The organism is Proteus sp. TSJ240517 (assembly GCF_047921575.1).
In the GTDB taxonomy this organism is placed as follows: Bacteria; Pseudomonadota; Gammaproteobacteria; order Enterobacterales; family Enterobacteriaceae; genus Proteus.
Genome location: NZ_JBLRMH010000005.1, coordinates 98,297 through 110,350, shown reverse-complemented (window position 1 = coordinate 110,350; position 12,054 = coordinate 98,297). Strand labels below are relative to the sequence as shown.

Sequence of the window (12,054 nt, the reverse complement as noted above, 5' to 3'; positions counted from 1 at the left end):
TAAAGGACCAGTAATTATTCAGCTTCGATGCTGATAAATTTACGGTTGTTTGGACCTTTAACTTCGAACTTAATTTTTCCGTCAGCTAATGCAAACAGGGTGTGGTCACGACCACAACCAACGTTAGTACCTGCATGGAACTTAGTACCACGTTGACGAACGATGATGCTACCTGCTAATACAGCTTCACCACCGAAACGTTTAACACCCAGACGTTTTGCTTCGGAATCACGACCGTTACGAGTCGAGCCGCCAGCCTTTTTATGTGCCATTGAACTACTCTCCTAAACCTTAAGCGATACCAGTGATTTTAACATCAGTAAACCACTGACGGTGGCCCTGTTGTTTACGGCTGTGTTTACGACGACGGAACTTAACAATCTTAACTTTATCGCCGCGACCGTGAGCAACCACTTCCGCTTTAACTTTAACGCCCGCAAGGATTGGAGCGCCAATTTGAATGTCATCGCCATTAGCGACCATCATTACAGTATCAAACTCGATTGTTTCGCCAGTAGCTACTTCCAGCTTCTCTAAACGAATAGTTTGACCTTCGCTGACTCGGTGTTGTTTACCACCACTTTGGAAAACCGCGTACATATAAACTCCGCTTTCCGCACACTCCCAATATGTATAATTTGAGTGCACAATTAAAATATTCACATAGGGCGCGAATTCTACGCAAATTTAGTGCCGATGACAAGTACAGATCGCAAACTAGCGTTAAAAAAAAGAGTTTTTTACACGATATTTATTTCAGCCATTTTTAAAGTACAATCTAAATTATAAGAGAGTAAAATCTATGGCATGATCATTTTTTATTAATAATAACGCGCTCATTGGCGAGCCAAAGTCGAAAAAACATGAATTTAGAATCTATTATAAAACTAACATCCGCTGATATGACTGCGGTAAATGAGGCAATCCTTTACCAGCTTAATTCAGATGTTTCTTTGATAAACCAACTTGGTTACTACATCATTAGTGGTGGTGGTAAAAGGATCCGACCAATGATCGCAGTGCTCACAGGACGAGCATTGGACTATCAAGGTGACAAACATATCTCGGTCGCAGCGCTTATCGAATTTATTCATACTGCAACGTTGTTACATGATGATGTTGTTGATGAATCTGATATGCGCAGAGGAAAACAAACGGCAAATGCCGTCTTTGGAAATGCTGCCAGTGTACTTGTTGGCGACTTTATTTATACACGATCCTTTCAGATGATGACGGATCTTGATTCGATGCGTGTATTAAAATTAATGTCTAACGCCACCAATGTGATCGCTGAAGGTGAAGTTTTACAATTAATGAATTGTAACGATCCCGACATTTCTGAAGATGACTATATGCAAGTTATCTACAGCAAAACAGCTCGTCTCTTTGAAGCTGCTTCTCATGCATCAGCGATCCTTTCAGGTGCGACACCTGAGCAAGAAAAAGCATTCCAAGATTATGGTCGTTATCTTGGGACTGCTTTCCAGCTCATTGACGATTTACTTGATTATGATGCAGATAACAACCAGTTGGGTAAAAACACTGGTGATGATCTTGATGAAGGTAAACCAACGTTGCCATTACTTCATGCTATGCATAACGGCAATGAAGAAGAATCCCAATTAATTCGCCAAGCCATTGAACAAGGTAATGGCCGCCATTTATTGGATACTGTTTTAAATACTATGAAACAGTGTGGCTCTTTGGAATATACCCGCCAAAAAGCAGAAGAAGAAGCAGACAAAGCGATTGAAGCTTTATCAATTATACCTGACTCACCGTATAAAGATGCGCTTATTGGGCTTGCTCACGTCGCTGTACAACGTCAATCATAACTTTGATATATAATCCCTATTAGTTATGTAAAGAAGCCCGCTAGAGCAACTACGTCGACTCTGGTGGGCTTTTTAATTTATTGAGAACTTCTTCGTTTTCTCGTTCAATAGCATCTTGATTATCTGCATCAATATAACTAATGAGCTTTGCTAATCCTTCACGGAGCACAAATTTTACAATTTTCTCTCGTTCTGATTTAGTCAGTTGATAATAGGCTTCAACCCAAATCAAAAAGGCATCCTGACGTTTCGATAAATACTCAGCCGGAGGTTCATGTGCAGCGAGCACACTGATCACCTCATCAGGCAGACTTTTTACAGAATACTCAACAGCTTTTCCCTGCACGCCACGTTTACGACGGTTTTCCCATCCTTCACGACGCGCCATCAAGTTAACTCCCTGCGGTGAGTTAGGTAACCCCGCAAGCCCCACTAATTCTTTCGCTGTATACCATTCTTTTTTCATGATCTCATCTCACATTCAACTAAGAGGTTAGTCAGATAGATATCTGTTGCGGATAACGCAATAATAGATTCTTTAAAATCGCTTAATCATTGACGACTTTTTCTAAAAAACTTCTAATACCATCCCGCAATATCAGCTCTGTTAAGGTTTTTTGTTCACCATCATTTAGTTGTTGGAATGCTTTCACCCAGATAACGAGTGGCTCCTCTTTTTTATTTAATTTGTAATGTGCTAATGGCTCATAAAGTTCTAGAGCAATTAAAGTTTCTTCTGGTAAACAAGAATAATGATATTCAACACCATTACCTTGCTTATTTTTTACATTCTGTTTTTGCCAAGATTCGCGTCTTGCTTTTGAATTTATACCTTGTGGTGATTTAGGTAATCCACCTATACCCGTCAATTCCTTTGCCGTATACCACTCTTTTTTCATTATGTTTCTCTAAAATTGTTATCAACTTCAAAAAAGAAATTATTAAGAAAAAAATCAGAAATCTTTTTAGAAAAATAATGTTATTTTATTTTCTAAATAATCAGTTTAAATGCTTTAGGAGATTTCTAATAAACTGTTATTTATACCACTAACACAGCAATTAATTTTATAGAAAAAGGATTAAAAATGATTTCAAGGAAATCTGATTGGCATCCTGCCGATATTATTGCCGCACTTAGAAAACGAGGAACAACACTTGCTGCCATCTCTCGCCAAGCAGGGTTAAGCTCTTCAACACTCGCTAATGCGCTATCACGCCCTTGGCCTAAAGGAGAAAAAATCATTGCTGATTATCTTGGTATCTCCCCCTCTGAAATTTGGCCTAGCCGTTATTTTCACCCTGAAACAGGAGAATTACTTGAGCGAAAGATTCGTACCAAAACTAATAATTAACTAATAATTACAGACATTATAATTAATAAAAAAAACCGCTGATATAGTATCAGCGGTTTTTATTTAAATTTGCATTATTTTTATAGCAAAAAAAGTATTTCTTTATTTATTAATAAATTCTTCACCAAGAATTATATCTTTTTTCAATACATCTAACATGCCATTAAGAGATTGCTTTTCAAAATCACTTAATTTACCAATAGATAAATATTCCTCTACACCGTTTTTACCTAAAAGAATAGGTTGTGCAAAGAAACGGGCATATTCTCCGTCACCTTCTGTATAGGTACATTCAATAACATTTTTCTCGCCATTTAGAGCGCGAATTAATGAAAGACCAAAACGAGCCGCTGCTTGGCCCATTGATAATGTAGCTGATCCGCCACCAGCTTTTGCTTCTACTACCTCAGTACCTGCATTTTGAATGCGTTTAGTCAGTGCAGCAATTTCATCATCAGTAAATGAAACGCCATCAACTTGAGATAATAGAGGAAGGATAGTCACACCAGAGTGTCCACCGATTACAGGAACATTGGTTTTTTGTGGATCTTTACCTTTTAGTTCAGCGACAAAGGTATTGGCGCGAATAATGTCGAGTGTAGTAATTCCGAAGAGACGTTTTTTATCATAAACGCCTGCTTTTTTGAGTACTTCAGCGGCAATAGCAACCGTTGTATTCACTGGATTAGTAATGATACCGATAAGTGCTTTAGGGCAGTTTTGTGCAACCTTTTCAATTAAGTTACGCACAATACCCGCGTTAACATTGAAAAGATCTGAACGATCCATGCCTGGCTTACGGGCAACACCCGCAGAAATCAGAACAACATCAGCGCCTTTTAGTGCAGGAGAAGGATCTTCACCCGCAAAACCTTTTACAGTAACTTGAGTCGGGATATGGCTTAAGTCAGCTGCGACACCCGGCGTGACGGGAGCGATATCATATAAAGAGAGTTCACTACCAGCAGGAAGCTGGTTTTTAAGAAGAAGTGCCAGTGCTTGACCAATACCACCTGCTGCACCGAGAACTGCTACTTTCATTCTGATACTCCTTAGTTTACAAGATAGTGGAACGCCTTAGAGATATTCACTATTACGCAATTCACCTTGTAAAAAACAATTATTTAACAGCAATATTGCATAATAAGGCATTTACAGTGAAAAATAATACTTTGGTTATTCTAAACAAATTGCTTATCTGTTAATGAGATAGTGGACACTCTTTTGATAAATAATTTCAATAAACATGACAAAGTGTTAAGTACACCATCATCCTTATGATAATCATTTAACCTTATCATTTATTTAACAAATATTTTACCTTCCTTAAATTATCACATTCACGCGCCGTAAATAAATTTTTTTTGCAGTACATTCTACTTTACAATTTTGAGGAGGCTATCACGCGCCTTTCTTCGTCTTTTGTTGCATAAAAATTCACTTCTCTGCATAATACACAGGTTATTGATAACTCACTAAAGGTGAACTATGCGCGTTCCTTCTAAGCAAGAAGACTTGGTTAAAGCGTTTAAAGCCCTGCTGAAAGAAGAAAAATTCAGTTCACAAGGCGAGATTGTGACTGCATTACAAGAGGCTGGATTTGATAATATTAATCAGTCCAAAATCTCTCGTATGCTAACAAAATTTGGTGCAGTAAGAACCCGTAACGCCAAAATGGAAATGGTTTATTGTCTTCCTACTGAGCTTGGCGTACCAACAGCAAGCAGCCCACTAAAAAATCTGGTACTCGATATCGATCATAACCATTCTGTTGTGGTGATAAGAACAAGTCCGGGTGCGGCACAACTTATTGCACGTTTATTAGATTCATTAGGCAAAGCAGAAGGGATCCTTGGCAGTATTGCGGGTGATGACACCATTTTTTCAACACCGGCACCAGGATTTTCCACAGAAGAATTACGAGACGCTATTCTGAATCTTTTTGATCAGGAATTATAATTAGCCTTTCTACAGCTTCAAAAAATAAGCCACTGAATTTTCAGTGGCTTATTTATTTTTAATACTGGCTATCAAGATCTTTAGGCTGTGCTAATTTTGCGAGCAGTTTTTCGTGAATACCACCAAAACCGCCATTACTCATAATCAAAATATGATCGCCCGCTTGAGCTTCTTTCGCAATCATATCGACTAATGTATCAAGATCCGTACTCCAACGAGCAGGTTGTACACAATGCTCTGCAATGTCACTCACTAACCACTGAATATTAGGTGGCTGAAATAAAAAGACTTCATCAGCACGACCTAATGCAGGTGCGATATCATCCTTGCTAATTCCCATTTTCATGGTATTTGAACGAGGCTCTAACACCGCAATAATACGAGCAGTTCCACCGACTTTACTGCGTAACGCTTCAAGCGTTGCCAAAATCGCTGTGGGATGATGTGCAAAGTCATCATAAACACTTATTTGGTTAACCTCACCACGTAGCTCTAAGCGACGACGCGCATTAATAAACTTATCTAACGCTTCACAAGCATCAGCAGGTAAAACACCAACATGATGCGCTGCAACAATCGCCATTAAGCCATTTTGCATGTTGTGTTCACCAGAAAGTCCCCAACACACTTCACCAACTCGCTCACCTTTGTGAAATACCTCAAAATGACTACTGTCATTACTGAGTTTTTTAGCTTGCCAATCTCCTGTTTCACCTGTGAATTCTTGTTCACTCCAGCATCCCATACCAATGGTCTGTTTTAAATTCATATCGCTATCAGGCATGATGATTTTTCCTGTGCCTGGGACGATACGAACTAAATGATGGAATTGTTTTTGAATTGCCGCTAAATCATCAAAAATATCGGCGTGATCGAACTCAAGATTATTTAAAATCAGTGTGCGTGGAGAATAATGAACAAATTTAGAGCGTTTATCAAAGAAAGCACTATCATATTCATCAGCTTCAATCACAAAGAAAGGGCTTTCGCCTAACTGTGCAGATACTTGGAAATTACCCGGTACACCACCAATTAAAAAACCAGGTTTATAACCACAGTCTTCTAAAACCCAAGCCAGCATACCTGCTGTTGTGGTTTTACCGTGGGTTCCAGCAACGGCTAACACCCAACGTTCAGGTAAAATATAATCATGTAACCACTGAGGGCCTGAGGTATAAGGTAAACCTTTTTCAAGTACAGCTTCAACACAAGGATTTCCTCGTGTCATCGCATTACCAATAATCACCATGTCAGGGGCAGGTTCTAATTGTTTTGGGTCATATCCCTCAATCAGTTCGATTCCCTGATTTTCTAATAAAGTACTCATGGGTGGATAGACATTAGCATCTGAGCCTGTGACTTTATGTCCCTTCGCTCTAGCTAAAATGGCAAGACTTCCCATAAAGGTGCCACAAATACCAAGAATATGAATGTGCATGAATTTCTGTCCAATAGCATGAAGTTGGTCACTATTCTAACGATCAAAAAGCAGATAAGAAACGGATTAACCTTTGAATCGTGCGATTCTTTGGCTAAACTTGCCACCACCAAGGAGATTTTTCTCCTTTTTTACTTTACCCACTCACATTCAGGACCTGCGTCATGAAAACATTAGGCGAATTTATCGTCGAGAAACAACAAGATTTTCCCCATGCAACTGGCGAACTTACTGCATTACTTTCGGCGATTAAGCTTGGGGCTAAAATTATCCACCGTGATATTAACAAAGCAGGGTTAGTCGATATCCTTGGTACTAACGGTGTTTCTAATGTTCAAGGTGAAGCCCAGATGAAACTGGATCTTTACGCGAATGAGAAACTAAAAGCTGCATTAAAAGCGCGTGGTGAAGTTGCGGGTATCGGATCAGAAGAAGAAGATGATATTGTTATCTTTGAAGGTGATCGTGCTGAAAATGCTAAGTATGTTGTACTAATGGATCCTTTAGACGGTTCGTCGAATATTGATGTAAACGTTTCCGTCGGAACAATTTTCTCTATTTACCACCGTATTACGCCTATTGGCCAATCTGTCACTTTAGATGACTTCTTACAACCAGGTCATCGCCAAGTAGCCGCGGGCTATGTCGTTTATGGCTCATCAACCATGTTAGTTTATACAACAGGTTGTGGTGTTCATGCCTTTACTTACGATCCATCTTTAGGTGTATTCTGTTTATCTCATGAAAGCGTACATTTCCCACCAACAGGAAACATGTACTCAATCAACGAAGGTAACTACATCAAATTCCCATTAGGTGTAAAAAAATACATTAAGTATTGCCAAGAACAAGACGCAGCAACAAATCGCCCTTATACCACACGTTATATTGGCTCTTTAGTTGCTGATTTCCACCGCAACTTACTGAAGGGCGGTATTTATATTTACCCAAGTACTGCAAGCCACCCTACTGGTAAATTACGTTTACTCTATGAATGCAATCCAATGGCGTTCTTAGCCGAACAAGCTGGCGGTAAAGCAAGTAACGGTAAAGAGCGTATTCTTGATATCGAACCAAAAGAACTTCACCAACGTATGCCTTTCTTTGTAGGGACTAAATCGATGGTTGAACAAGCTGAAAGCTTTATGGCGCAATATCCAGACGAAGAATAATCCATTCGTTTAGCACTAACATAGATAAACCGGACTTCTTATTCGTCCGGTTTTTTCATCTTTGAAAATAACTCTTTCTTTTATTTGCTGCTTATTTTTACGTCAGAACGCAACATGTTCGGCAAAAAACGGGTATTGTTAAAAACTTTTCGCTATACTAAAGCCCACGTAAAATTAATTTTTTTATAGGAAATTTTTTATGAGCCTGAATCATGTTCCTGCTGGTAAAGAACTACCAGAAGATATCTATGTTGTTATTGAAATCCCAGCAAATGCTGATCCTATCAAATACGAAGTTGATAAAGAAAGTGGCGCACTGTTCGTTGACCGTTTTATGTCAACTGCAATGTTCTACCCATGCAACTACGGTTACATCAACAACACGTTATCTTTAGATGGTGACCCAGTAGACGTTCTGGTTCCAACTCCATATCCATTACAACCAGGTTCAGTTATTCGTTGCCGCCCTGTTGGCGTACTGAAAATGACTGACGAATCAGGTGAAGATGCGAAACTGGTTGCAGTTCCACACACTAAACTGAGCAAAGAATACGATCACATTAAAGATGTGACTGATCTGCCAGAGCTTTTAAAAGCACAGATCAAACATTTCTTTGAACACTACAAAGATTTAGAAGCAGGCAAATGGGTTAAAGTTGACGGTTGGGAAGGCGTAGAAGCAGCTAAAGCTGAAATTCTGTCTTCTTTCGAACGCGCTAAAAAATAATTCTGACCCACTCAGAATAACTAAGTGAATTATGACTTAATAATTTACTAATAAATAAGCTCTTCATTTTATTGAAGGGCTTTTTTTATGATAACGACGTCTCTTTTTTAAGCGTATTACAAGCAATCCACCACTTATCAATGTTATTCCTATAGAAATAATCATCAGTGTGTAAATAACGGTGACCTCCCCCATAGAGAAAAACAAAAGCCCACCAACAATGGGTAATATCATCTGATTTAATAAAATAATCAATGATGAAACGCTAGCGAGCTGATTTATGGGAATAATTTCTATTCTTAATATTCTCAGTATATTACCTGAAAAGACTTTTCCAATAATTGAAACCGCATAGCAAATAATAAATATAATTATTGAGCTTTGAAAAAACACAAGCAAAGAGGAGCTTATAGTAATAATGGCAATTGATATAATCGTTAACAACACTCTACTTATGTACTGATTTAAACAGCCATATAAATATGTTCCAAATACACCGAAGATCCCCGCAGCAATATCAATAAAACCATAGTATTTAATCGGTAAATTCATAACCTGATCAATTAACGCCGTTCCACTTGATTCAATTAAACCATCAAACATATTATTACCAATAGCAATAAAAACAGAAAATATCAGTATGGGTGAGGAAAAAATATAAATAAATTTTTTAGTAAAAAAGATTTTCTCTTCCGAGTTATTTATATTTTCAGTGTTAATCTCTTTTCTTGCATAAAAGAATAAAAAGAAGATAGCATTAATAAAATAGAATAGACACGGTATAACAAGTAAATACTTGTAGCCAAAATCAATAAGAACAATCCCCAATAATGGTCCAATGACCATACCTAAGAAATCCATTCTAGACATTAGATTAATATGATGCTCTTTATGATGACTTATCAACGCAATAATTTTTTCATAAGAAATCAATGTTTGTGAATTTCCAATAGAAATTAAACTACCAATCAAACCAAAACTTATCGCTATCATCAAATCAGATGTAAAATGAGTAATTAATAAAAATAAACACCCTACTATTTTACAACTATCAGAAATAACAGCGATAGGACGAATACCTAGACCATCAATATACTTACCAATAAGTGGTATTAAAAAAAGTCGAGGTAACCACCATAATGCGTATGTTAATCCTGAATATTCAATACTTGTTGTTAACTGATAAACAATAACGGGGGTAAGAAATACCATTAATCCATCAGCTGTTAAAACAAAAAAAAGCATATAAAAAAAGATAATACGCATAATAATAACTAAACCTTTTCTTTAATTAAGACTTTAATCGGTTTATTATTCTTGTCATATATAATAATTGACTTTGGTGTATGATGAGTAGGTTTCTGTTTAATTATCTCTTTTTGCTTAGAGACAATAAATTGATAATAACCTAAGTCAGCCTCTATTTTATTAGTGCAATATGCTTGATAATTTTTATTAGCAATTTCCCAGTCGATAACATCATGCCCCGGAATATACTCTTTTTCTTCATCTAAATAGATAACAGGCCGATTAACTGTAATAATATTAGCCATATTAAACAATGCATGAGCTACCCCACAGGGGATCACTAATTCCATATTAGGTAAAGGCTTGAACGTTATTTCATCTTCACAAAATAGAGTGGCGGAGCCTTCTCGCATGTCGACAAGTTTTAATGTTATCTCACTAGAAGCATCCCCTAAAAAAGTTAAATGGTCTTCTTGCCCTAGGTGTAAGCCATAAGAGTCAAAGTTGTAATCTTCATTACCATGTTCGACAAGATACATAGGCGATTTTCGTGTTAACGGAACGATACCACTCTCTTTGCCTGTTTGCATGGTAGGTATGTTACGAAACGCCACACCTAAAATTTTTGATATAGGTAATTGCCGTTTCTGGTTTTCTGTTATTTTTTCTCTGAATCTTAAATTAACTTCATCGCCATCATCTAAACGAATTTTTCGTGTTTCTGAATGTAAAAAAGCATGTTGGCTTAAGATCTCATGTTGTATATCTGCTATTCGATGGTAGACCAGATCAGAGGCTTCCTCTGTCATAGGTTCATAACCATCAATATCATTAATATCAATATCTTCAGGAAGATTAATAACGTCATTATTTGGTGACCACATCAGTGCTTTACTCGCTAATTTATCTATCGGAGGTAAAAGTAAAGTGTAACTATTTAAAGTAAATATATTTTCTAAGTGATGAAAAGTATGAGCAACACCAGGAGGAATAATCAACGTTCTTGCCGATGAGGGCGTAATATAAAAGCTTAATCTTGATTTGAAAGTTGGTGAATTTTTACGACAATCGATAAACTTAGCGAGTATTTTTTTATTTTTATCACCTAAAAAAGTTAATGTATCTTGTTGCCCTAGATGAATACCATATTGCCCATATTTAAATTCATTTTCACCATGATAAATAATATTAATCGGATAGGTCGTCGCGAAAGGAATAACATAAGAATCTTTTTTTCCATTATTAACTCGCCACCGAGAGATCCAATGTAATCCTACTATATTAATATTTTTATTTAACTCAATAATATCCTTATTCATTATTTTCTCCTTGAGTTAATAAAGCAGCCAGAAGGCTGCTTTATTTTAATTAAACACTGACTATTTCGATGTCATAACCTAATAAATTTGCGCTTTCTAGAAGTGAATCTAGATTAGATGTATTCAATTTTGAATATTTATCATCAGCGGGTGCATTTTTAATGCCAGCAAGATAAGCTAATTTATAAAATGCATCTTTTGCAGTTACTTTTGTTTGTAAAATCATATCAGTAAAGTGATGATTTTCTATATTTTGATTTTGCTTTACTTCTTTGGGAGGGGTTTTATAAAGGCGAGAAATCTCATTTAATTCATCCATAAAAGTACCTTATTAAAATTTATTTAATTATTCGCATACAATAAAATATTTTTCATTCTTTTACCCAAAAACTCAATTACTGTTTTAACATTAAGTTAATTTTATTGTCAATTAGCAACACCATTAATAAAATTCATATCTATATAGATAAATAAAAAAGTATTTATTTTAATTTCAATTTTTGAAAATAATTATTACTAATATTTTTTATAAACTTAATATAATTAAAAATATTATTGAATTAAAAAAATACTGACTATTCCATCAATAAAAACGGCTCGATATCACTATCGAGCCGTTTTCAGACATCTTTTCAGTAAAAGGTGAATCTGACCAATTACTCTTCTTCGTGACGTTTTAACCAGTCACCGCTTTTTATTTCACGTAAACCATCAACAGGCTTTTGATAAAGGTAGATCCAAGCACTGCCATAAGGCGTTGAAATCAGTTGGCGCTTGTAATCTTGATCGTTCTTTTTCAATTCATCAAGCTCTGTCAAAATAGAAGGCGTTATCCGATAAACTTCGCACTCTATTTCGCCATCACCTTCAACCACAGCAGGATAAAACCCTAAATCATAAAGTTTATACCCCACTAATTTATGCTCGCCTAATAGCTGCGCATAGGTCATCCAGTGATGGTTACCTTGGTTCTGACGTAAACTACCATAAACAATAATTCGCAT

15 protein-coding genes are annotated in these 12,054 nt (G+C 36.6%); 5 read left to right on the top strand and 10 right to left on the bottom strand.

Translation table 11 applies throughout. The features are described from left to right. Positions 1 to 14: 14 nt before the first annotated feature. Positions 15 to 272 carry a 50S ribosomal protein L27 gene (rpmA, locus tag ACNARN_RS10435; protein ID WP_006535706.1) on the bottom strand — a complete coding sequence of 86 codons (258 nt, stop codon included), beginning with the start codon at positions 270 to 272 and terminating at the stop codon, positions 15 to 17. 19 nt (positions 273 to 291) lie between these two features. Further along, positions 292 to 600: a 50S ribosomal protein L21 gene (gene rplU / locus ACNARN_RS10430; RefSeq protein WP_006535707.1), complete on the bottom strand. Its 309-nt coding sequence runs from the start codon at positions 598 to 600 to the stop codon at positions 292 to 294. Between the two features lie 263 nt (positions 601 to 863). On the opposite strand from rplU, the gene ispB reads away from it, so the two are divergent. Then, on the top strand, positions 864 to 1,835 hold the full coding sequence (gene ispB, locus ACNARN_RS10425) for an octaprenyl diphosphate synthase (RefSeq protein ID WP_196571106.1): 972 nt from the start codon (positions 864 to 866) through the stop codon (positions 1,833 to 1,835). Positions 1,836 to 1,884: 49 nt separating this feature from the next. Here the strand turns inward: ispB and ACNARN_RS10420 are convergent, their stop codons facing one another. Then, positions 1,885 to 2,301, bottom strand: a complete 417-nt coding sequence (locus ACNARN_RS10420; protein ID WP_023583583.1) for a DNA-binding protein — start codon at positions 2,299 to 2,301, stop codon at positions 1,885 to 1,887. An 82-nt stretch (positions 2,302 to 2,383) separates the two neighbouring features. Then, positions 2,384 to 2,734, bottom strand: coding sequence for a DNA-binding protein (locus ACNARN_RS10415; protein ID WP_109372684.1), 351 nt, complete (start codon positions 2,732 to 2,734; stop codon positions 2,384 to 2,386). A 186-nt stretch (positions 2,735 to 2,920) separates the two neighbouring features. Between ACNARN_RS10415 and ACNARN_RS10410 the strand changes: the two genes are divergently transcribed. Next, positions 2,921 to 3,187, top strand: coding sequence for a helix-turn-helix domain-containing protein (locus ACNARN_RS10410; protein ID WP_198620218.1), 267 nt, complete (start codon positions 2,921 to 2,923; stop codon positions 3,185 to 3,187). Between the two features lie 102 nt (positions 3,188 to 3,289). On the opposite strand, the gene mdh is transcribed toward ACNARN_RS10410, so the two are convergent. Then, on the bottom strand, positions 3,290 to 4,228 hold the full coding sequence (gene mdh / locus ACNARN_RS10405; RefSeq protein WP_196533556.1) for a malate dehydrogenase: 939 nt from the start codon (positions 4,226 to 4,228) through the stop codon (positions 3,290 to 3,292). 447 nt (positions 4,229 to 4,675) lie between these two features. Here mdh and argR point away from each other — a divergent pair, with 447 nt between their 5' ends. Further along, positions 4,676 to 5,146: a transcriptional regulator ArgR gene (argR, locus tag ACNARN_RS10400; RefSeq protein ID WP_006535714.1), complete on the top strand. Its 471-nt coding sequence runs from the start codon at positions 4,676 to 4,678 to the stop codon at positions 5,144 to 5,146. 58 nt (positions 5,147 to 5,204) lie between these two features. On the opposite strand, the gene mpl is transcribed toward argR, so the two are convergent. Next, positions 5,205 to 6,584 carry a UDP-N-acetylmuramate:L-alanyl-gamma-D-glutamyl-meso-diaminopimelate ligase gene (gene mpl, locus ACNARN_RS10395; RefSeq protein WP_109372688.1) on the bottom strand — a complete coding sequence of 460 codons (1,380 nt, stop codon included), beginning with the start codon at positions 6,582 to 6,584 and terminating at the stop codon, positions 5,205 to 5,207. A 164-nt stretch (positions 6,585 to 6,748) separates the two neighbouring features. Here mpl and fbp point away from each other — a divergent pair, with 164 nt between their 5' ends. Together fbp and ppa are read left to right on the top strand one after the other, a co-directional pair. Next, positions 6,749 to 7,756, top strand: coding sequence for a class 1 fructose-bisphosphatase (gene fbp, locus ACNARN_RS10390; RefSeq protein WP_023583589.1), 1,008 nt, complete (start codon positions 6,749 to 6,751; stop codon positions 7,754 to 7,756). 199 nt (positions 7,757 to 7,955) lie between these two features. Further along, complete coding sequence (gene ppa, locus ACNARN_RS10385) at positions 7,956 to 8,483, top strand: inorganic diphosphatase (protein ID WP_072069581.1); 528 nt, start codon at positions 7,956 to 7,958, stop codon at positions 8,481 to 8,483. A gap of 63 nt (positions 8,484 to 8,546) precedes the next feature. Here ppa and ACNARN_RS10380 read toward each other — a convergent pair whose 3' ends face one another. From ACNARN_RS10380 to ACNARN_RS10365, 4 genes are all read right to left on the bottom strand, one after another. Next, on the bottom strand, positions 8,547 to 9,749 hold the full coding sequence (locus ACNARN_RS10380) for an MFS transporter (RefSeq protein ID WP_349443277.1): 1,203 nt from the start codon (positions 9,747 to 9,749) through the stop codon (positions 8,547 to 8,549). A gap of 8 nt (positions 9,750 to 9,757) precedes the next feature. After that, positions 9,758 to 11,050 (bottom strand): dTDP-4-dehydrorhamnose 3,5-epimerase family protein, encoded by a 1,293-nt coding sequence (locus ACNARN_RS10375; RefSeq protein ID WP_416304445.1) that lies wholly within the window; start codon positions 11,048 to 11,050, stop codon positions 9,758 to 9,760. A gap of 49 nt (positions 11,051 to 11,099) precedes the next feature. Next, positions 11,100 to 11,369 (bottom strand): XRE family transcriptional regulator, encoded by a 270-nt coding sequence (locus tag ACNARN_RS10370; RefSeq protein ID WP_416304444.1) that lies wholly within the window; start codon positions 11,367 to 11,369, stop codon positions 11,100 to 11,102. Between the two features lie 337 nt (positions 11,370 to 11,706). After that, complete coding sequence (locus ACNARN_RS10365) at positions 11,707 to 12,054, bottom strand: gamma-glutamylcyclotransferase family protein (protein WP_109372692.1); 348 nt, start codon at positions 12,052 to 12,054, stop codon at positions 11,707 to 11,709.

Excerpts from the sequence above, each read along its gene's own strand:
- fbp (WP_023583589.1), top strand. The coding sequence starts at position 6,749 with ATGAAAACATTAGGCGAATTTATCGTCGAGAAACAACAAGATTTTCCC.
- rpmA (WP_006535706.1), bottom strand. The coding sequence starts at position 272 with ATGGCACATAAAAAGGCTGGCGGCTCGACTCGTAACGGTCGTGATTCC.
- ispB (WP_196571106.1), top strand. The coding sequence starts at position 864 with ATGAATTTAGAATCTATTATAAAACTAACATCCGCTGATATGACTGCG.
- ACNARN_RS10370 (WP_416304444.1), bottom strand. The coding sequence starts at position 11,369 with ATGGATGAATTAAATGAGATTTCTCGCCTTTATAAAACCCCTCCCAAA.
- ACNARN_RS10410 (WP_198620218.1), top strand. The coding sequence starts at position 2,921 with ATGATTTCAAGGAAATCTGATTGGCATCCTGCCGATATTATTGCCGCA.
- ACNARN_RS10420 (WP_023583583.1), bottom strand. The coding sequence starts at position 2,301 with ATGAAAAAAGAATGGTATACAGCGAAAGAATTAGTGGGGCTTGCGGGG.
- ACNARN_RS10380 (WP_349443277.1), bottom strand. The coding sequence starts at position 9,749 with ATGCGTATTATCTTTTTTTATATGCTTTTTTTTGTTTTAACAGCTGAT.
- ACNARN_RS10415 (WP_109372684.1), bottom strand. The coding sequence starts at position 2,734 with ATGAAAAAAGAGTGGTATACGGCAAAGGAATTGACGGGTATAGGTGGA.
- argR (WP_006535714.1), top strand. The coding sequence starts at position 4,676 with ATGCGCGTTCCTTCTAAGCAAGAAGACTTGGTTAAAGCGTTTAAAGCC.
- mdh (WP_196533556.1), bottom strand. The coding sequence starts at position 4,228 with ATGAAAGTAGCAGTTCTCGGTGCAGCAGGTGGTATTGGTCAAGCACTG.
- ACNARN_RS10365 (WP_109372692.1), bottom strand. The coding sequence starts at position 12,054 with ATGCGAATTATTGTTTATGGTAGTTTACGTCAGAACCAAGGTAACCAT.
- rplU (WP_006535707.1), bottom strand. The coding sequence starts at position 600 with ATGTACGCGGTTTTCCAAAGTGGTGGTAAACAACACCGAGTCAGCGAA.
- mpl (WP_109372688.1), bottom strand. The coding sequence starts at position 6,584 with ATGCACATTCATATTCTTGGTATTTGTGGCACCTTTATGGGAAGTCTT.
- ppa (WP_072069581.1), top strand. The coding sequence starts at position 7,956 with ATGAGCCTGAATCATGTTCCTGCTGGTAAAGAACTACCAGAAGATATC.
- ACNARN_RS10375 (WP_416304445.1), bottom strand. The coding sequence starts at position 11,050 with ATGAATAAGGATATTATTGAGTTAAATAAAAATATTAATATAGTAGGA.